Raw genomic sequence first — 20,207 nt, 5'->3', positions numbered from 1 at the left:
AAACCTCTCACTTCTTATTTGTCTGTCTATTAATTGATAGCTTAGATCGCCAAACCTGTAATTGCGCCAAACAACATAAACACACCCACTAACCCTACAATCGGGACCTTTACGGTTTTTAATAACCACACACCAACAATGATCAGAGCGAAGTCTATGCCGCTGCTCACTGCGCTTGTGAAGATGGGTTGATACAGGGCCGCAAGCAATAGACCAACAACTGCTGCATTCACACCGGTAAGCGCACCTGCCACCAAAGGCTTGCTTGCAATCGCCTGCCAATTCTTCAGTACAGCCAGTAGCAATAAGAAACCCGGTAAGAACACCGCAACTGTTGCGAGCAGTGCACCTGTAATCGGTGCCGATGGCATCAACACATAGCCTAGATAAGTGGCTAATGTAAACATTGGGCCAGGTACAGCTTGCGCAGCGGCATAGCCTGTTAGGAAGGTATCTTGGGACAGTTGATCACCAATACCATTTTGTAGCAGAGGAAGAACCACGTGTCCGCCACCGAATACCAAACTGCCTGCTTGGTAAAATAAACCAAAGACTTCAATGCCTTGAGAGTATGCACTGAACAGAGGTAAACCAATCAGTAGTGCTACAAAAATCACTAGCGGTGTTATGGATATCTTATGTGTCGAAGGCGTTGTTTTTAAGTCTTGCGAGGTTAAGAACTTACTGCCAACCATCGCTGCAAATAGGAGTACTAAGACTTGAGGCCAGATCCCTGGAATCAAAAGTAGAACAATCGCGGTGATCACACACAGTGCTGTTGCCATCTTTGATTGGCAAAAGTTTTTGTACATGCCGAAAGTGGCGTCAGCTACAACCACGACCGCGAGTAGCTTAAGTCCGTGGATGATTGAAATGAAAAGCGGTGCTTCCAACAACTGGTTGCTCACTAAGGCCAATATCAACATTAGGATGACAGAAGGGGAGGTGAAACCGACAAATGCGGCAATCGCACCGGTTAAGCCACCTTTTTTGTAACCAACCGCGAAGCCAACCTGACTTGAGCCTGGACCAGGCAGAAATTGACTGAGGGCGACAATTTGCCCGTACTCTTCGTCGGATAACCAATTCAGTTTCTCAACAAAGGTTTTACGGAAGTAGCCAATATGTGCCGCTGGTCCGCCAAAGCTAATCCAGCCAAGCCAGAAAAAGGTTTTAAAAATTGAAAGCATGATCGATTCCAGATAAATGTTTAGCGTAATTTATGTGGAGTTAGATTATGATTCAAATTAATTGTTTTAATTGTGATTATGAATGATATAGGATTGATTTGTGGCTGATTTTAACTGGAAAGGGGTCGACCTTAATTTGTTGATTGCACTGCAGGCATTGTATAAAACCAACAGCGTTAGCAAGGCCGCTGAACGTTGTTATGTCAGCCAATCAGCGATGAGTCATAGCTTACAAAGACTGCGAAAGTTGTTTGATGACCCTTTGTTTGAGCGTGTGGGTAGCAAGATGGAGGCGACCGATCGAGCCATTGAACTGTCCAGTACGGTAGAAGCTCTGCTCAATACCATCCAGTCAGAGGTGTTACTGTCTAAATCGTTTGATGCCGCGACTTATAAAGGGACTTGGAAGATTGGTCTTACCGATTATGCTGAGCAGATGTTCGCGCCAGCATTGTTTGACCTCATCAAGCAATCCTCTCCTAATTCGCAAGTCGTGCTGTTCAATGTAAACCGGAGTAACTATCAGCAAGTATTTGAAGACGCCAAGCTTGATATGGCGATAGGCAGTTTTGGTGAGGTCTCAAAGCAATATCGAACCACGCATTTGTACACAGAGCAACATGTCTGTTTATTCGACAAGTCGGTTGTATCTATTGAGGGGCCGATATCGTTAGAACAGTTTGTTGCTGTCGAGCATGCTCTTGTTTCTCCTGCTGGGTCTTTAAAGACTGGCGTCGATAAACGTTTGGCTGAATTAGGCTTCAGCCGAAAAGTGGCTATATCTTCAAGCAATTTTTTAACAGTAAAACGTTTGATAAGAGGTAGGGAGTTATTGTGTATCGTCCCCAAACTGGTGGCACGCAATGATACTCAAGACCAAGATACCGTGGTAGCAGTGGAGCCACCTATCGATGTGCCTGATTTTGATATACAGCTCATCTATCGCAAGGCTAAGCATTTAGATGATAAAAATAAGCTACTTAGAAAGCTTTTTACACAAGCCGTTTCATCTGTGGTTGCTGCATAGTTGCAGCAGTTGTTTGGTCATCAATTTTATGTGAATTATTTTTAGAAAAATCCGGCTTATTATAAGAACCCGACTATACTTAATTTACGACTAAAAGTAGTCGTAAAGAATAGGCTTTTTGATTTACCTAAGTAAAAAAATTGTTTATATCTTAATGATATAGCTGAAAAAAACTACCGGGCTAAACGGACTTAGTTGGTCTTAAAAGCGCTAGCTCCCCCTAGCGCTTTTTCTTTTGTTCGAAGTTAGCTCTAACCCCTTAGGTGTTTACAGGTTTGAGTTATTTAATCTCGATTTAGAACAGTTAACGGTCGAGCTCACTGACTAAGTGCAACAAGCTATGTAGACCGACAAATTATGAGTATCAACTAGCTACGAACGGTCAGTATCAAGCCATCAATCACACTGTGGTGGTGATCAGAAACCCCAGCAAGGTTGCCGTATTTCGGCTGGTGGCGATCATTTTCTAATGGATGGTGCCAACCTTGTGTATGTTCCACAAAGTGCGCTGCAAAGCTTTCAGACACCTCTAAGCATCCTGCCATGACGGTATCAACATAGGTTTGAACGATAGGGCTGTTTTCACAAGGCGCTTCGATTTCGTCTTTGATGTATACCCAGATCGATTGATCCGCTTTAAAGTCGGTTTGGCTCTCTATCTGATCGCTTCTTAACTCAATTCGGTGATAACCACGCTCACGGCGATCAAATTCAGCCAACGCAACATCATCAACCTCAAGCAAAACACCATTCACTTGTCCCTCACCAAGATTGACGATCAACGGTGACAAAACATAGCTGTCGTCGATTTTACTCCAGTGACGCACTAGGCCGTGCACTATCGCAGGAATAGCTTGTCCTGTTTGACCTGTGAGTTGACGAGAAGAGGAGTTGATCAAGCTACCATAACCAAAAATATACATCGCGTTCCCTGTCTGTTCTTTTGTATTTGAGACTAGTCTTACTATATGTTTGGCTTCATCAAATGTCAGTAGTTTTTATTTTACACGCATTCGAGTCTAAATGACTTTTTGTGGTGTGTTTAATTGACACTTTTTGTTCTCTAAATACACCTTGTTGCTTGTTTTTATTGGTTTTATATCTTTGGCGCGTTTCATGCATTGTGTTAGGCAATATTGCGGTGATGATTACTGCACCTTGAATTTGGCTATTGGTAGCAATTCAATATAAGCCACACTTGGCTTGTTATCTGAAATGAGGAATGAGTTTGTTAAATATCACAGATAAAAGCGTAGAAGATGCGATTCCAGCTTATCTTCGTTTAGGTTTTAGACCTTTCTTCTTTCTTGGCAGTCTCTATGCCGTGATTGCTATCGTCGCTTGGGTTGTCATGTTCCAAAACGGTCAGCCTGAAGTGTTAAAAGTACCCGCGCTTTGGTGGCATGTACATGAAATGCTGTTTGGTTTTTCTATGGCGATTGTGGTTGGTTTTGTTCTGACTGCGGTGCAAACGTGGACGGGAGTCAACGGAACTAAACATTATCGATTAGCAGCGCTCGTTGGTTTGTGGCTCGCACCTCGTATTCTATTTTGGACACCGGCGCCATTGTGGTTAATCTCATCGGTTGAAGCGTTGTTCTTGATCTTTGCCGCTTACGAGATTGGTTTCCGTGTCGTGAAATCGAAAGGCTGGAAGAACTTGTTTTTTGTGCCGCTGTTTATATTGGCTATCGTCGCCAACTTTGCTAGTTACGCGACGATTAAAGGCATGCCTCCATTCCCATCGTCTGCAGTATGGCACGCAATGTTATGGTGGTTTACCTTGCTATTATCCGTAATGGGTGGACGAGTTATCCCGTTCTTCACGGCCCGTCGTTTTGACTTTGAAAAAGCACAACCACTGGTTTGGTTGGAATGGCTAGCGAATCTGCCTTTGGTTGGATTGTTTGTGCTGAGCTTCTTCCCGTTGACCTTTGCTCAAGTGGGCAATGAGTTGATGGTGTTTGCAGGTATGACTCAATTGGTGCGCTTTGTTCGTTGGAAGCCTTGGACAACGTTGTCTGAGCCTTTGGTGTGGTCACTGCATGCGGCTTATCTGTGTATTCCTTTGAGCTTGTTGCTAAGAGGCTTGTTAGATAATCCATTTGCAAGCCATAACATGCTGCACCTGTTTGCGATTGGCGGTTTGAGTGGGCTCATTCTTGCGATGATCACACGTGTCACCATGGGACATACAGGCCGTGCTATCTATAAAGGGCCAAGTATGGCACTGGCGTTCTCGGCTATCTTTATCGCGGCATTAGTTCGTAGCTTAGGTGTCACTTTCTTCCCTGCTTACTTATTTGAGATGGTCAACATCAGCGCGGGTTTATGGACGTTGGCGTTTGGTCTTTTTATCTGGAAGTTTGGCATGATGCTGTTAACACCAAGAGTGGATGGTCATCCGGGGTAAGCGTATTGATTTTCTAACACATTTTTAAAGGGAAGCACTGAGCTTCCCTTTTTGATCGCAGCTAGTTATCGCTTTAATTTGTCTCTGTTTGAGAACAGTTCATTTCATTGTTGTCGATAAAATAGCATAGAAGTTGATGGTGAATCGGAGAGTTACGAACCCATTGAAATCCGGCACAAACGATTTACAGCACTGGAGTGTGATCCGCTGCAAATATTTGCAGCAATATTCATTGATTTGTGCTCTAATACCGCGCTTACCAAGGGATGGTGTTAAAAGATGCTCACTTAGATGGAGTTATCAAAGTTGACCGATCCCTTAATGATCTCCCTTAGGAAAAATAGAACATGTCTAAGAACAAAAAATTTGATATCCGCCTTACAGAAAAACGCAACGGTTGGTGTGCAGAGATTACTCGTCAAGTAACGTCTCGCAGCACAACAGTATCTAAGCGTGAGTCTGGTTTTGAAACTGAAGCTCTAGCACAAGAGTGGGCAGAGAAAGAGTTAGCATCTTTCATCGCAAACCAAGCTGAACGTAACGAGCGTAAATCAGAGCAGCGTAAAGAGCGTGACGAACTACGTCATACTAAAGAGCTTAAAGCTGAGCAAGCACGTGAAGCACGCGCAAAAGCTCGTGAAGAAGAGCAAGAAGACGCTGAGTAATTTAGCGCTTAATTAATTTACAGGTTCCTTAATTTTAAGATAAGGGACAAGTAAAAAAAGCCCCAATATAACTTTTTTCTTTCTAGTCAAAAGTGTATTGGGGCTTTTTAGTTTGTGGAGTTTATTTTCGAAAATGTAGCCACTTCTTGCTAGTGACTACATGTCATTCATTGATTAGTTGTTAAGCGCCGTTAGCCAATCATCTTCCGCTACTTCTTCAATATAGCTCTCAACTGATTGTCCCACTTCATCGTCATCTTGTTTGAAGTAAGCAATGTGGAATACTGCGTCACCTTCGTTTACCAACGGTAGAGTTTGTTGGCCAATCACGATACCGCCTTTGGTTGTGATCACTTGGCCTTCTTGGTGACCTAACGGAGAGCTTATGTAAGCGAGGGTTTGTCCTGCTTCAACTTGTTCGCCAAGTCTCACCATGTTACGCAAAATACCGTCTGACTCAGCGCGGATCCAGCTGGTGGATTTGCTCAACACTGGCTCTGGCAACTTTTTACGGTTTGGGCGCAGCATGCCGATTTCTTTCATCACTTGATGTACGCCAAGGTAACCCGCACGAATCGCTAGGTGATCAAAACGCAACGCTTCACCACCTTCGTAAGTTAATACAGGGATACCCAATTTTTCCGCTTCGCTACGAAGTGACCCATCACGCAGCGGAGAATCAATGATCACTGGTGTTGCGAACGCTTTTGCGATGCGCAATGTTTCTGGGTTCGACAGGTTTGCACGGATCTGTGGCAAGTTAGTACGGTGAATCGCACCTGTGTGTAGATCCAAAATAAAATCACAGTGCTTCGCCACATTCTCAAAGAAAGTGTAAGCGATGCGTGATGTTAGCGATCCTTTCTCACTGCCAGGGAAGCAACGGTTTAGGTCACGACGGTCTGGTAGGTAACGAGATTTATGGATAAAGCCAAACACGTTAACGATAGGCACAACAATCAAGGTACCTTTCAGTTTCTTTGGATCAATCGCGTTTGTCAGTTGTCGTGCAATCTCAACACCGTTTAGCTCATCGCCGTGGATAGCCGCATTTACCATCAGTGTTGGGCCTGCTTGGCGACCGTGAATAATTTCAATCGGGATCGAAAGTGGAGAGTGCGTGTAAAGCTGAGCCGCTTGCAGTTCAATCTCCATTCGCTGTCCTGGCTGAACAGTATAACCAAGTAATTCGAATGGTTGATTAGGTTTTAGTCTTGCCATTTAGGTTGTTCTCAACATGGTGATAATTCGTTAACACGGAATGTACCAATCGTTGATTTTTAGTACGAATCAATCGGTTTGCGGTGACGACAAAATTTTTCTATGGAGTTGTCTATAAATAAGTTTCCAGTTTTAATTTGACTCATTATAGGGTGTTTCAAATTGTGGTTTTTCTGACAGTACACTGATATTTGTCATTTGGTTGGTTGCTATTATCCACCGCCATTTTTTGGCGGCCAAATTCAAATATCGAGATGAAAATGAAAAAAACAATTTCAAAAGTTGTAGCACTAGCGGTGGTATCTGTTGCTTTATCTGGCTGTGTTGGTAGCAATGCAGTAACGGGTTACCTAATGAAGTTCAACCTTAAAGCCGTTGATAACCGTTACGCTCGTGGTGGTTTGAACATATTGCTTGCACCGGCTTACGGTCTAACAGTTGCAGCTGATTACTTGGTATTCAACTCACTAGAGTTCTGGACGGGCAGCAACCCACTAACAGGTGCACCGCATATATTTGATACTAAGATTGATACTTACCTTGATATCAACCATCAGCTTGATAAGTCACTGACTGAAGCACCAGTGGGTCCTATTACGAGTGCTGATATGATTGAGAAGGGTCAAATGCAGCAGATCGACGAAAACACGATCCAAATGGACATCACTTACCAGTCTGGTGAGCGTGCGACATTGATCGGAGTTCGTGATGGTGAGATGGTGACATATTTCATCGACGGCGAAGTAGTAGCACAAACTTCAATTGATGAGTTAGAAAGCTACGCGGCTTCACGCGCTTAATTGTTTATTTAGTCACAAGTACATAGCTACAAAGATTGGATACAAAAACAGGTACTCATTGAGTACCTGTTTTATTTTGTGTCTATAAACGGTGTTTACTGAAAAGTGCTATTTAGTGAAGAGCCCTATTTATTGGAAACACCATTTATTGAACATACATAGTTTATCGAATTATGCTTTTTCTGGGATAGCTGCAAGCAGTGCAACCATTTGATTCCAGAATAGCTCAACCGTATCGATCTTCACTTTCTCATCAGGAGAGTGAGGGAACTTGATGGTTGGGCCGAAAGAAACCATATCCATGTTCGGGTAAGGTTCTTTGAATAGACCACACTCAAGACCAGCGTGGATAACCATGATGTTTGGTTTGTGACCGTAGATACCTTCGTACATGTCGCGGAAGATGTGCATGATTTCTGAATCTGCATCTGGCTTCCAACCTGGGTAAGCACCAGAGAATGCGATGTTAGCGCCTGCTAGTTCAGCAACAGAGTGAAGCATGCTTTCTACTTGGCTACGACCTGAATCGATAAGAGAACGGATCAGGCAAAGCACTGTGATTGAGTTCTCTTCTGTTGTGATAACACCTACGTTTAGAGACGTTTCAACAACACCTTCAATCTCGTCACTCATACGAATCACGCCGTTTGGACATGCGTTAAGTGCCGCGATAAAGCGAGCTTGGTCTGCTGACGCAAGTGCGCCCATTTCTACAGAAGCTTCTTCGTTGAAAGTCACGATGCTGTCTTCTACTTTACCTAGCTCTGTTGAAAGCAGCTCTGTGTAGTAGTTGTATAGCGAAGCCAGTTTCTCTTGGTTTTCAGCAGGAACAGCAACCGTTACGAAACCTTCACGAGGAATAGCGTTACGAAGGCTACCACCTTTGAATTCGACGATGCGAAGGTCTAGCTCTTTTGCGTGACCCGCTAGGAAACGAGCAAGCAGTTTGTTTGCGTTTGCACGACCTGTGTGGATGTCGCAACCAGAGTGACCGCCTTTTAGGCCTTTTAGCGTTAGCTTACGTGTTACGAAGTCAGCTGGAATCGCGTTACGTGCAATTTCAAATGTCATTGCGCCGTCGATACCGCCAGCACAACCCATGTACACTTCGCCTTCTTGTTCTGAATCGGTGTTAAGAAGGATATCGCCTTCTAACCAACCCGCTTCAAGACCGAAAGCACCAGTCATGCCTGCTTCTTCATCTACGGTAAGTAGAACTTCGATAGGGCCGTGTTGGATTTCGTTCGAAGCCAGAACCGCTAGGCAAGAAGCCATGCCCATGCCGTTATCAGCGCCAAGCGTTGTGCCTTTCGCTGTAACCCATTCACCATCAATGTATGGTTGGATTGGATCTTTAGCGAAGTCATGAACTGTGTCTTCGTTCTTTTGTGGAACCATATCGATGTGAGCTTGCAGCACGACACCTTTTTTGTTTTCCATACCCGCCGTTGCAGGCTTTTTGATGAATACGTTACCCGTTGGGTCACGACGTACATCTAGGCCTTGCTCTGTTGCCCAAGCAATAATGTATTGAGCAAGTTCTTCTTCATGTTTCGAAGGGTGCGGGATTGAACAAATTTTATCGAAAAACTGCCAAATAGGGGCAGGGGACAATTTACTGATCTCAGAATGGAATTCAGACACGGATGACTCCTTTTTTATTTGATAGCCATATATTTAGGTTTTGTAATGGCAAAAAACTAGAACAAAAATCTAAAATATGGGTCTGTTTTGATGGCAACAGCATACCACTTGAGCGTTTTGACGAGTAGCGGTTCTAAACCTCAAATAGCTCAAATTTTGAAAGCGATCTTGTCTATCTGATCATAAATAAGCGCGTTGATGCTTATAAACGGTACAGGTAAACGTTTGTTTAATTCTATTTTGTAATTTAATTACAGAAATGAGTTTGTAAAATAACCGTAAATAGCCAAAAGTGTGACGTATATCAAAAAACACTTGTAATCTTTTTTCTTTAGGGTATATTAATAACCAACTTCTGAAGTGAAGAGTAAATGCTCAAAGGATGAGTCCGTTTTATCGCCTCCAAGGAACCGAGAAATCAAATTCGTTTTTTATTGATTTATTAAGGTGATAGTTATGAAAGGTTTACCATCTGCAATGTTCTGGATTAACAGCTCTGTTTACACTAGCAACTTTGCATACCCTACAAGCTTTGGTTACTAATACCACAAGCATGTAACTCGAACAGTTTTGTTCACCCCTATATATTGGAATTATTTTACAGCCCTTTTGGTTGACAGATTCTACCGCCACTCAGTTTTGAGTGGCGTTTTTTTTGCCTGCTACTTTTCCAAACCGCTTTCGCTTATCACTTTTCCTGCTGTTCTGCGTGGTTGTTTTTTAAACGCCGAAATATCAATTTGCGCCTTATTACTGATCCTGTTGAAAAATACATAACTATTGTGGGTTTGAATTCGGAATTTATTAGCTAGATTCTCAATGAAAATAACTGATGGTTTAAAAAATGGCCAAGTACTTTCATCGTATTTATCTTACTTATCTTATTGTTTTTAATCGTTACTTTATCTTTCAATCTTCATTTTTAATCGCTCTGTTTCATACTGCATTCTGATAAAGATCGATTAGAGCCTTAATTCTATCTGGAATTTGTTATTTGATAACTTTATAATCCACAGCCAATCGATTACGCAACCGTTTACTTTTTACCCTTATAGGATTCGATAATGTTCGAAAAGCTATTCAAACTCAGTGAAAATGGCACCAATGTGCGCACTGAAATCATCGCAGGTCTAACAACCTTCCTAACAATGGCTTACATCATTTTTGTAAACCCAATGATTCTAGCTGATGCTGGTATGGACCATGGCGCTGTATTTGTAGCAACCTGTTTAGCAGCTGCTATTGGCTGTTTCATCATGGGCTTTGTTGCTAACTACCCAATTGCTCAAGCTCCAGGCATGGGTTTGAATGCATTCTTTACCTACGCTGTTGTAATGGGGATGGGTTATACGTGGCAAGTTGCTCTGGCAGCGGTTTTCGTATCGGGCGTGATCTTCATCTTCTTAAGCATCTTTAAGATCCGTGAATGGATTATCAACTCGATCCCAATGTCTCTGCGTGTTGGTATCTCTGCAGGTATCGGTCTTTTCCTAGCGTTTATTGCTCTTAGCAATGCAGGCATCGTTGTTTCTAACCCAGCAACGAAAGTTTCACTGGGCGACATTACCGCGATTGCTCCTATCCTAGGTGCGCTTGGTTTCTTCCTTACGATTGCTCTTGTTCACCGTGGTGTAAAAGGTGCAGTGATGATTGCTATTCTAGCTATCACAGCTGTTGGTATTGCTATTGGTGACGTTCAATACGGCGGCATCATGTCGACACCACCAAGTCTTGCACCGACATTCATGCAGCTTGATTTCTCTGCTGTATTTGAAATAGGTATGATTTCAGTAGTATTCGCTTTCTTGTTCGTCGATTTATTCGATACAGCGGGCACTCTGGTTGGTGTTGCAACGAAAGCAAACCTAATCAAAGAAGACGGCAAATTGCCGCGCTTAAACAAAGCACTGCTTGCTGACTCTACAGCAACATCTATTGGTGCATTGTTAGGTACATCAAACACAACCTCTTACGTTGAGAGTGTTGCGGGTGTAGCAGAGGGCGGTCGTACTGGTCTAACAGCGGTTGTTGTTGGTATCTTGTTCCTACTGGCTCTTTTCTTCTCACCGCTTGCCGGTATGATTCCAGCCTACGCAACATCTGGTGCGTTGTTCTATGTAGCAATTTTGATGATGTCTGGCCTAGTTGGTATTGATTGGCGTGATCTTACGGAAGCAGCCCCAGTCGTGGTAACATGTCTGCTTATGCCGTTGACATACTCTATCGCTGAGGGTATCTCACTAGGCTTCATCGCTTACGCTGCAATTAAGCTGCTAAGTGGTAAAGGTCGCGACGTTTCACCTGCTGTGTGGGTAATGTCGGCTATCTTTATTCTTAAATATACTTTCGCTTAATCGTCTAGATTTCTGCTTAATCGCTGAAGAGGCTATGTTTGAAGTAGCCTCTAATAACATGACAAAATTATTAGGTTTTATACTATGAGCAACAAATTCGTTATCACTTGGGACAACATGCAGACTTACTGTCGTCAACTTGCTGAAAAGCAAATGCCAGCAGAGCAGTGGAAAGGCATCTGGGCAGTGAGCCGTGGTGGTTTGGTTCCTGGTGCAATCTTGGCTCGTGAGCTAGGTATTCGTCACGTAGATACGATTTGTATTTCTAGCTACGACCACGATCACCAACGTGATATGACAGTCGTTAAAGCACCTGAAGGTGACGGCGAAGGCTTCCTAATCGTTGAAGATCTTGTTGATAGTGGTGACACTGCACGCAAGCTTCGTGAAATGTACCCGAAAGCGAAACTGATCGCTGTGTGTGCAAAGCCATCTGGTGCTGACTTGCTAGATGAGTACATCGTTGATATCGCTCAAGACACATGGATTGAGCAACCTTGGGATACTAGCCTAAGCTACGTTGAGCCGGTAAATCGCAAGTCAAAATAAGCGTAAACTTAGTTTTTTGAGAAATGACCCTTTATAGGGTCATTTTTTTTTATATGATTAGTAACAACCATTTCTTATTAAGTATCCCAATGTCTGAATCAGAAGAAACGAGCTCGAACCTTTCGGAAACCTTGTTTGTAAAGCACAAGCAGGCTAAAGAGACCTCAATGCTGACACAATACATGCCAAGCTCTGAAGCGCTATTGGATGAGAAGCGTGAACAGCAAAACTCATCATGGTACCGAAACCTAAGACGTCTTCAGTGGGTATGGCAAGGCGTTAACCCCATTGAGCAAGAAGCGGTATTGGCTCGCATCGCGTCATCAGATAACTCTCGTACAACCGATGAGTGGCTTGATACGGTCATGGGTTACCGAAGTGGTAACTGGGCATACGAATGGACCAAACTGGGTATGCAGCATCAAAATCGCTCGAACGAGAAGAAGGGTGAAGAAATGGCTGAAGAGCTGTTTTCAGCATCGTTGTGCTTCAGCATTGCTGGCTACCCACATCTCAAGAACGACAATTTGGCGGCTCAGGCTCAAGTGTTGGCCAACGCAGCTTATTCTGAAGCAATTAAGCATACGAAGTTGATCGTCAAACAGATTGATATTCCATACCAAAACAAGAAGATCAAAGCGAACTTGCATCTTACCAAAACAGACAAACCACAACCGGTTGTGATTGTCAGCGCTGGTCTAGATAGCTTGCAAACCGATATGTGGCGTTTGTTTAGGGATTACTTAGCACCAAAGAACATTGCAATGCTAACGGTAGACATGCCATCGATAGGGCACAGTGCACATTGGCCGTTAACAGAAGACTCATCTTGTCTTCACCAAGCTGTCTTGAATGAACTGCCTAATATCCCGTGGGTCGATCACCACAAGGTTGGCTTGTTTGGCTTCCGCTTTGGTGGCAATGCGATGGTGAGATTATCTTTCCTTGAGCAGCATAAGCTTAAAGCGTGTATCTCTTTAGGCGCGCCAATTCACGATATCTTTGTTCATGCCGACAAACTGAAACAGATGCCTAAAATGCATTTAGATGTTTTGGCTTCACGTCTTGGTAAAGGGGCCGTTGATATCAATAGTCTTTCTGGGCAATTGATGGCGTGGTCACTCAAGGTACAAGGTTTGCTGTCAAACAGTAAAACCAGTGTGCCTATCTTGGCATTAGCGTTAGAGGGCGACCCAGTATCACCTCCAATGGATAACCAACTTGTTGCTATTTACAGTGATTACGGTAAAGCGAAGAAAATCAAAGCTAAATCAATTACACAAGGTTATGAGCAATCCCTCGAATTGGCGATAAAGTGGCTTGAGGATGAATTATTTAGATGACATTTCTCCTAAATTAGTTAAGCATGAAAAGTGTACAAAGTAAGTACCTGATACTCAGAAATAATTTATAAAATCCAATTGCGTAGTTTCTACGTATAACATTCTGAGTAACGTCATTCTTAACATTGAAATGGAGATTCAATATGTCAGAAGTGACACAACAACCTACGCATTATCGCTTGTTAAATGTTTTAAAGGCTATAGGCCCTTACTTAAGGGAGCCGCAATCAGAAGAAGGCCACTATATTTTTGATTGCTTGTCTGTGTGTGTGAACGATAAAAAATCGCCAGAAGAACGTGAGTTTTGGGGCTGGTGGTTGGAGTTGGATAAGTCGGAAGAAGGATTTTCGGCGAAGTACAACACGGGTAAATACAACATCGATGGTAACTGGGATCCTTTGCCATTACCTAAAAAGGCGATCGCTGAGGTCTCTCGAACTCAAGAAGCCTTTCACCAAAAGCTGGTTGATGAACTTCAAAAGAAATTTGAAATCGGCGTTCAGTTAGACGAAGAGTCTGTCGAATTCGTCTGATTTTGAAGGTTACTCTTCTCTATAAAGCAAAAAGGTGCGATTTCGCACCTTTTCTGCTTGTGAATTCCCCTGTTGATTGCTAAAACATCACCTCTTATTTGTTTTATTCATAAAAGACTTCATGACAACAAATCATCAAAGCGGGACAACAACACAGCGTAAAACTGTCGTTGTTAAACTGGGTACCAGTGTCTTAACTGGTGGAACATTGGCATTAGACCGCGCTCACATGGTTGAGCTGGTTCGTCAATGTGCTGAATTAAAAAAACAAGGCCACTCTGTGGTTATGGTTTCGTCTGGTGCAATTGCGGCCGGACGTGAGCACCTTGGTTACCCCGCACTTCCCAACTCAATGGCGAGCAAACAATTGCTTGCGGCAGTTGGGCAAAGTCAGTTGATTCAAGTTTGGGAGTCTTTGTTTGCTATCTATGGCCTTAAGATTGGCCAGATGCTACTGACTCGTGCTGATCTCGATGATCGCGAGCGTTTTCTGAATGCACGTGACACGATCAACGCGCTCGTTGAGCACGATATTATTCCGGTAGTAAACGAAAACGACGCAGTAGCCACGAATGAAATTAAAGTGGGCGACAACGATAACTTGTCGGCATTGGTTGGTATTTTATGCGGCGCTGATAAGCTTTTGCTATTAACCGACCAAAAAGGCCTGTTTACCGCAGACCCTCGTAAAGACCCAAATGCTGAGCTCATCAAAGAAGTGAAAACTATTGATGACACACTGCGTAAGATCGCAGGCGGCAGCGGTACTACGTTAGGTACTGGCGGCATGGCGACAAAACTGCAGGCAGCTGATATTGCTCGTCGTGCGGGTATTGAAGTGATTATTGCTGCGGGCAGTGCTGAAAATGTGGTGTTTGATTCATTGAGTGACAACCCACAAGGCACGCGTTTCTTGCCTTTAGCTGAAGCGCTTGAAAACCGTAAACGTTGGATTCTAGCGGGCCCAGCTTCTGCTGGTGACATCGTAGTCGACGATGGAGCGGTGAACGCAGTTAACACTAAAGGCAGTAGCTTGTTGGCGAAAGGGGTTGTTCGAGTTAAAGGCGAATTCTCTCGTGGTGAAGTCACCCAAGTCACAGACAGTAAAGGCAAAGTAATTGCGCGTGGTATCGCCAGTTATTCAAGCCAAGACCTAGCAAAAATTGCAGGCAAGCACAGTAAAGATATTGGCGACATTCTTGGATACGATTATGGGTCAGAAGTCATTCACCGTGACGACCTTGTTGTAATCCAAGAGTAGCTTGTGATGATAAGGCGAATCGCCTTTTTGCATCCAAAGACAGACAGAATTTAGGGAGAGTTAAACGTGGATTTAACTAACATGGGTATCGCAGCAAAAGACGCTGCTTTTCACCTGGCGACCGCATCAACGGCGCAAAAGAATAAAGCATTGGCGATTATCGCTGATGAGCTAGAAGCAAACGCTGCAACGATTCTAGAAGCGAATGCAAAAGATATCGAATTAGGCCGTGAAGCCGGTCTAACTGATGCACTGCTTGATCGTCTACTTCTTAATGAAGAGCGCTTAACCGGCATCGCTAACGATGTACGTAACGTAATTAGCCTTAACGACCCTGTGGGCAGCGAAATGGACAGTAAGGTACTGGAAAACGGTATGTCACTCTCTCGCCGCCGTGTGCCACTTGGTGTGGTTGGTGTTATCTATGAAGCGCGTCCGAACGTAACCATCGATATTGCAGCTCTGTGTCTGAAGACAGGTAACGCAAGCATTCTACGTGGTGGTAAAGAGACGTTCTTCTCGAACATGGAACTGGTTAAAGTTATCCAGTCTGCATTAGAGAAAGCTGAGCTTCCTGCCGCTTCTGTGCAGTACATCGAGAAGCCAGATCGTGAACTTGTTTCTCAATTGCTTAAACTGGATGACTACGTGGATATGATTATTCCTCGTGGCGGCGCTGGCTTACACAAGATGTGTAAAGAGAACAGCACCATTCCAGTGATCATCGGCGGCTTTGGTATCAGCCACATCTTTGTTGATGAAAGTGCGGACCTTGAGAAATCTGTCGATGTGGTTGAAAACTCAAAAGTTCAACGCCCGTCAGCGTGTAACTCGTTAGATACACTGCTAGTGCATGAAGCTGTTGCTGAAGCTTTCCTAACTAAGCTGAAACAGCGTTTAGCAGGCAAGGTAACCTTGGTTGCTGATACCAGTGCAAAATCGCTGCTAGCAGGTTTTGAAGATCAACGTGATGCGATTGAAGGTGATTTTGACACTGAATGGCTAAGCTACACGTTAGGCGTGAAAGTGGTAGCGGATGTGGCAGAGGCGATTGACCACATGCGCGTACACAACGCGAGTCACTCAGATGCGATCATGACTAACAGCCTAGAGAGCTCAGAGCGTTTCATTAACTCTGTTGGTTCTGCGGCGGTTTATGTGAATGCATCAACACGTTTCACTGATGGCGCACAGTTTGGTCTGGGTGCTGAAGTCGCAGTGTCTACTCAGAAATTGCATGCTCGCGGCCCAATGGGCTTAGAAGAGCTGACAAGCTACAAATGGGTAGGTAAAGCGAACTATTTGATTCGCGGTTAACGCTGGTCGTTAATTTTACTCCTCAGCTCATTTTTTAAATGGCGATCGAGTAGCAATAATCAATGAATCACCACACAAAAGGGCCTTAATTGGCCCTTTTTCTTTCCTAACGTTTGGCAATTCCGTTACACTGATATTCAATTATTTGGAGGTGATATGCATTGTCCTTTTTGTTCAGAGAACGACACTAAAGTAATCGATTCAAGACTGGTAGCCGATGGCCATCAGGTTCGTCGTCGCCGTCAATGCCTTGCATGTAGTGAACGTTTTACGACTTTCGAATCGGCAGAACTTGTGATGCCGAAAGTCATAAAGTCGAATGGAAACCGCGAACCATTTAATGAAGATAAAATGGTGGGTGGTGTACAGCGCGCCCTAGAAAAACGCCCAGTGAGTGCTGATGCGATTGAACTTGCGATCAGTACGATTAAGTCACAACTCCGTGCTACTGGTGAGCGTGAAGTACCAAGCGAGATGATTGGTAACCTTGTGATGGGCCAATTGAAAGAATTGGATAAAGTGGCGTACATTCGTTTCGCCTCTGTTTACCGCAGCTTTGAAGACATCCGAGAGTTTGGCGAAGAAATCGCTAAATTAGAGGATTAACGTCTCAATCATGTCAAACTTTACTCCCCTAGATTTTCAAATGATGTCGCGTGCTATTCAATTAGCAAAACGCGGCATTTACACCACTGCCCCGAACCCTAATGTTGGCTGTGTCATAGTACAAAGTGACGGTCAGATCGCTGGTGAAGGTTTTCACGCCAAAGCCGGTGAACCTCATGCTGAAGTACATGCCATGCGAATGGCTGGCGATAAGGCAAAAGGCGCGACTGCTTATGTCACGCTAGAGCCTTGCTCGCACTATGGTCGTACGCCACCTTGTGCGGAAGGTTTGATTAAAGCTCAAGTAGCCAAAGTGATTTGTGCCATGCAGGACCCAAACCCAAAAGTTGCAGGTCGTGGTATCAAAATGCTACGCGATGCGGGTATTGAGGTTGAAATCGGTTTATTAGAGCAAGATGCTCTCGACTTGAACCCTGCATTTATCAAGCGTATGCAAACGGGCATGCCATTCGTTCAGTTAAAGATGGCCGCTAGCCTTGATGGGCAAACGGCATTGGAAAATGGTCAAAGCCAGTGGATCACATCGCCAGAAGCGCGTCGTGATGTTCAGAATTACCGAGCAAAGTCAGGCGCTGTGCTATCAACTAGCCAGACGGTGATTGAAGACAACGCGTCGTTGAATGTTCGTTGGGCAGAGTTGCCAAGCAGTATCAAAGATCATTACGCTGAAGACGAGCTGCGTCAGCCGATTCGCGTGATTCTTGATCGTCAAAATCAACTGCGTCCTGAGCTCAAGTTATTCCAAACTCCAACATCGGTATTGAGAGTCGCTGAAGCGTCTGCTGATATTGAGGTCGGAACCACAAAGGCAGGTCAGCTTGATTTACACGATCTAATGCGTCAATTGCCAGCGAACCATATTGATCATATTTGGGTAGAAGCGGGCGCGACATTGGCAAAAAGCTTGATTGAAGCACGGCTAGTGGATGAGCTAATCCTCTATTTAGCACCTAAACTTATGGGCAGTGACGGACGAGGTTTGATGGGCGCATTAGGGCTCACTTCAATGTCTGACGTTATTGATCTAGAAATTAAAGATGTTCGACAGGTTGGTGTGGATATTCGCATCGTCGCGAAACCTATTATTGCGAAATCAATTGTTACGAAACCTACTGTCGCGAAACCAATTGCGGCTAACCAATAGTCGCGAAATAAATCGTGACGAAACCACAGTAGAAATAGTTACTCCAACTGCATACGTGTTGTTGACAACAAAAAGAGTTTTAAAATGTTTACAGGAATTGTAGAAGCCGTAGGTACATTGAGTGCAATCACTCCCCGCGGAGAAGACATCACCGTAACGGTTAATGTTGGTCATCTTGATATGGCTGACGTTAAGTTAGGCGACAGTATCGCAACCAATGGTGTGTGTTTGACGGTTGTTGAGTATAACGACCACAGCTACAGTGCAGACCTTTCGCTTGAGACCCTTAAAAAAACGGGTTTTGTGGATTACCAAGCGGGCGACAAGGTCAACCTAGAGAAAGCAATGTTACCGACCACGCGTTTCGGTGGTCATATCGTATCGGGTCACGTTGATGGCGTGGGTGAGATTGTTGAGCGTAACCAAGTTGGTCGTGCGATTGAGTTCTGGGTTGAAATGCCTGCAGAGATCTCAAAGTACGTAGCTCAAAAAGGTTCAGTCACTGTTGATGGTATTAGCCTGACTGTGAATGATTTACGCAAGAATGCCTTTAAGCTGACGATCGTTCCTCACACCTCTTCAGAAACCACCATTGATCAATTCAATGTTGGTCGTAAAGTGAATCTAGAAGTCGATGTATTAGCGCGCTACATGGAGCGTTTACTGCAAGGCCAGCAGCAAGAGTCTGAGCCTGAATCTCGATTAACGATGGAATTCTTACAGCAGAATGGTTTTGCCTAATCGTTGGTACAAAGTGTGTTAAGCGAGACTTTGTAAAGCGAAGCAATATCATCAGGTTTAAATAGTGTCGGTTCTAGGAAGCAGAACCATTTCAAAGGATATAGAACAATGCCAATTAGTACTCCTCAAGAAATTATTGAAGACATTCGCCTAGGAAAAATGGTTATCCTGATGGATGATGAAGATCGCGAAAATGAAGGCGATTTGATCATGGCAGCAGAACATGTCACGCCAGAAGCGATTAACTTCATGGCGATGTATGGCCGTGGCTTAATTTGCCTAACGTTGACCAAAGAGCGTTCAAATCGCATGGGTCTAGCGCCTATGGTTCAAGACAACAACGCTCAGTACACGACGAACTTTACGGTTTCAATTGAAGCTGCTGAGGGCGTAACAACGGGTATTTCTGCGTCAGACCGCGCTGTTACCGTTCAAGCGGCTGTGGCAAAAGATGCGAAAGCGGCTGACTTAGTTCAACCTGGTCATATCTTCCCTCTGACAGCTCAAGAAGGTGGTGTTCTAACACGCGCAGGCCACACTGAAGCAGGCTGTGATTTAGCTCGTCTAGCAGGCTGTGAGCCAGCATCTGTTATCGTTGAGATCCTAAATGACGACGGCACCATGGCACGTCGCCCTGATCTTGAAGTCTTCGCTGAAAAACACGATATCAAACTAGGCACCATTGCTGACTTGATTGAATACCGCAACAACACAGAAACGACGATTGAACGCGTAGCACAATGTCATTTGCCAACAGAGTTTGGTGACTTTGAGCTTGTGACTTACCGTGACACGATTGATAACCAGATCCACTACGCGATGCAAAAAGGCGACTTGTCTGTAGGCGCTCCTCTAGTACGTGTTCACCTGCATGACACGTTTACCGATCTGCTTCATTCAGACCGTGGTACTGAGCGTAGCTGGTCACTAGATAAAGCGATGAAGCGCATTGGCGATGAAGGCGGTGTGTTGGTTATTCTGGGCAACGAAGAGTCGTCTGATTCTTTGATTCACAAAGTGAAGACATTCGAAGCGCAAGACAAGAACGAGCAGCCAACTATGGCGAAGAAGCAAGGTACCTCGCGTCGTGTTGGTGTCGGCTCTCAGATTCTTCAAGACCTAGGCGTACACGATATGCGTCTGCTTTCTTCAAGCACTAAGCGTTACCACGCATTGGGTGGTTTTGGTCTTAACGTTGTTGAGTATGTTTGCGAGTAAGTCGACATATCTCTGTTTATAGCAACATAATTTACCGATGATTCCAGTAGCTCTTTTGGTGATTAGTTTTGCCAAAAGAGCAAAGTAGTTAAGCCCGATTCAAAACGTGTTAAATACACGAGCTTGACTACTGGTTGCTCCTATATGGTTGAGAGCCGTG

General features: G+C 44.2%; 18 protein-coding genes. 14 read left to right on the top strand and 4 right to left on the bottom strand.

The annotated features are described in order from the left end of the window. Window positions 1-41 precede the first annotated feature (41 nt). Window positions 42-1,190, bottom strand: a complete 1,149-nt coding sequence (gene chrA / locus AB6D80_RS03435; RefSeq protein ID WP_017096778.1) for a chromate efflux transporter — start codon at window positions 1,188-1,190, stop codon at window positions 42-44. 100 nt (window positions 1,191-1,290) lie between these two features. Here chrA and AB6D80_RS03430 point away from each other — a divergent pair, with 100 nt between their 5' ends. Next, a complete protein-coding gene (locus AB6D80_RS03430) occupies window positions 1,291-2,217 on the top strand; it encodes a LysR family transcriptional regulator (protein ID WP_017096779.1) in 927 nt (308 codons plus the stop codon). Between the two features lie 368 nt (window positions 2,218-2,585). On the opposite strand, the gene AB6D80_RS03425 is transcribed toward AB6D80_RS03430, so the two are convergent. After that, window positions 2,586-3,140 carry a gamma-glutamylcyclotransferase family protein gene (locus AB6D80_RS03425; protein WP_017096780.1) on the bottom strand — a complete coding sequence of 185 codons (555 nt, stop codon included), beginning with the start codon at window positions 3,138-3,140 and terminating at the stop codon, window positions 2,586-2,588. A gap of 305 nt (window positions 3,141-3,445) precedes the next feature. On the opposite strand from AB6D80_RS03425, the gene AB6D80_RS03420 reads away from it, so the two are divergent. After that, window positions 3,446-4,630, top strand: coding sequence for an NnrS family protein (locus AB6D80_RS03420; protein ID WP_372030765.1), 1,185 nt, complete (start codon window positions 3,446-3,448; stop codon window positions 4,628-4,630). Between the two features lie 347 nt (window positions 4,631-4,977). Then, window positions 4,978-5,295, top strand: coding sequence for a DUF3622 domain-containing protein (locus AB6D80_RS03415; protein ID WP_009847480.1), 318 nt, complete (start codon window positions 4,978-4,980; stop codon window positions 5,293-5,295). Window positions 5,296-5,469: 174 nt separating this feature from the next. Here AB6D80_RS03415 and AB6D80_RS03410 read toward each other — a convergent pair whose 3' ends face one another. Next, window positions 5,470-6,516: a succinylglutamate desuccinylase/aspartoacylase family protein gene (locus AB6D80_RS03410; RefSeq protein ID WP_012604657.1), complete on the bottom strand. Its 1,047-nt coding sequence runs from the start codon at window positions 6,514-6,516 to the stop codon at window positions 5,470-5,472. Window positions 6,517-6,776: 260 nt separating this feature from the next. On the opposite strand from AB6D80_RS03410, the gene AB6D80_RS03405 reads away from it, so the two are divergent. Next, a complete protein-coding gene (locus tag AB6D80_RS03405) occupies window positions 6,777-7,316 on the top strand; it encodes a DUF3332 domain-containing protein (RefSeq protein WP_041472888.1) in 540 nt (179 codons plus the stop codon). Between the two features lie 171 nt (window positions 7,317-7,487). On the opposite strand, the gene AB6D80_RS03400 is transcribed toward AB6D80_RS03405, so the two are convergent. Further along, window positions 7,488-8,960, bottom strand: coding sequence for an aminoacyl-histidine dipeptidase (locus tag AB6D80_RS03400; protein ID WP_012604655.1), 1,473 nt, complete (start codon window positions 8,958-8,960; stop codon window positions 7,488-7,490). 1,064 nt (window positions 8,961-10,024) lie between these two features. Between AB6D80_RS03400 and AB6D80_RS03395 the strand changes: the two genes are divergently transcribed. The 10 genes from AB6D80_RS03395 (at window position 10,025) to ribBA (ending at window position 20,047) form a co-directional block, all read left to right on the top strand. Beyond that, window positions 10,025-11,314: an NCS2 family permease gene (locus AB6D80_RS03395; RefSeq protein WP_012604654.1), complete on the top strand. Its 1,290-nt coding sequence runs from the start codon at window positions 10,025-10,027 to the stop codon at window positions 11,312-11,314. Between the two features lie 84 nt (window positions 11,315-11,398). Continuing rightward, window positions 11,399-11,863 carry an oxytetracycline resistance phosphoribosyltransferase domain-containing protein Tet(34) gene (tet(34), locus tag AB6D80_RS03390; protein WP_009847475.1) on the top strand — a complete coding sequence of 155 codons (465 nt, stop codon included), beginning with the start codon at window positions 11,399-11,401 and terminating at the stop codon, window positions 11,861-11,863. A gap of 89 nt (window positions 11,864-11,952) precedes the next feature. Continuing rightward, a complete protein-coding gene (frsA, locus tag AB6D80_RS03385; protein ID WP_009847474.1) occupies window positions 11,953-13,206 on the top strand; it encodes an esterase FrsA in 1,254 nt (417 codons plus the stop codon). 143 nt (window positions 13,207-13,349) lie between these two features. Next, window positions 13,350-13,739 carry a sigma factor-binding protein Crl gene (crl, locus tag AB6D80_RS03380; RefSeq protein WP_009847473.1) on the top strand — a complete coding sequence of 130 codons (390 nt, stop codon included), beginning with the start codon at window positions 13,350-13,352 and terminating at the stop codon, window positions 13,737-13,739. A gap of 76 nt (window positions 13,740-13,815) precedes the next feature. Continuing rightward, window positions 13,816-15,000 (top strand): glutamate 5-kinase, encoded by a 1,185-nt coding sequence (gene proB, locus AB6D80_RS03375; RefSeq protein ID WP_017084187.1) that lies wholly within the window; start codon window positions 13,816-13,818, stop codon window positions 14,998-15,000. Between the two features lie 66 nt (window positions 15,001-15,066). Next, window positions 15,067-16,317, top strand: coding sequence for a glutamate-5-semialdehyde dehydrogenase (locus tag AB6D80_RS03370; RefSeq protein ID WP_102561151.1), 1,251 nt, complete (start codon window positions 15,067-15,069; stop codon window positions 16,315-16,317). Between the two features lie 156 nt (window positions 16,318-16,473). Next, window positions 16,474-16,923: a transcriptional regulator NrdR gene (gene nrdR, locus AB6D80_RS03365; RefSeq protein WP_004734394.1), complete on the top strand. Its 450-nt coding sequence runs from the start codon at window positions 16,474-16,476 to the stop codon at window positions 16,921-16,923. Window positions 16,924-16,963: 40 nt separating this feature from the next. After that, complete coding sequence (gene ribD / locus AB6D80_RS03360; protein WP_372187785.1) at window positions 16,964-18,088, top strand: bifunctional diaminohydroxyphosphoribosylaminopyrimidine deaminase/5-amino-6-(5-phosphoribosylamino)uracil reductase RibD; 1,125 nt, start codon at window positions 16,964-16,966, stop codon at window positions 18,086-18,088. Window positions 18,089-18,172: 84 nt separating this feature from the next. After that, window positions 18,173-18,829: a riboflavin synthase gene (locus AB6D80_RS03355; protein ID WP_009847469.1), complete on the top strand. Its 657-nt coding sequence runs from the start codon at window positions 18,173-18,175 to the stop codon at window positions 18,827-18,829. A gap of 108 nt (window positions 18,830-18,937) precedes the next feature. Then, window positions 18,938-20,047 (top strand): bifunctional 3,4-dihydroxy-2-butanone-4-phosphate synthase/GTP cyclohydrolase II, encoded by a 1,110-nt coding sequence (ribBA, locus tag AB6D80_RS03350; protein ID WP_004734397.1) that lies wholly within the window; start codon window positions 18,938-18,940, stop codon window positions 20,045-20,047. Window positions 20,048-20,207: the final 160 nt, after the last annotated feature.

It is taken from the genome of Vibrio sp. 10N.247.310.17 (assembly GCF_041466605.1).
Taxonomy (GTDB): Bacteria; Pseudomonadota; Gammaproteobacteria; order Enterobacterales; family Vibrionaceae; genus Vibrio; species Vibrio tasmaniensis_A.
Note: the sequence above shows the minus strand (reverse complement) of the source record. Positions and strands in the feature narration are given on the sequence as shown.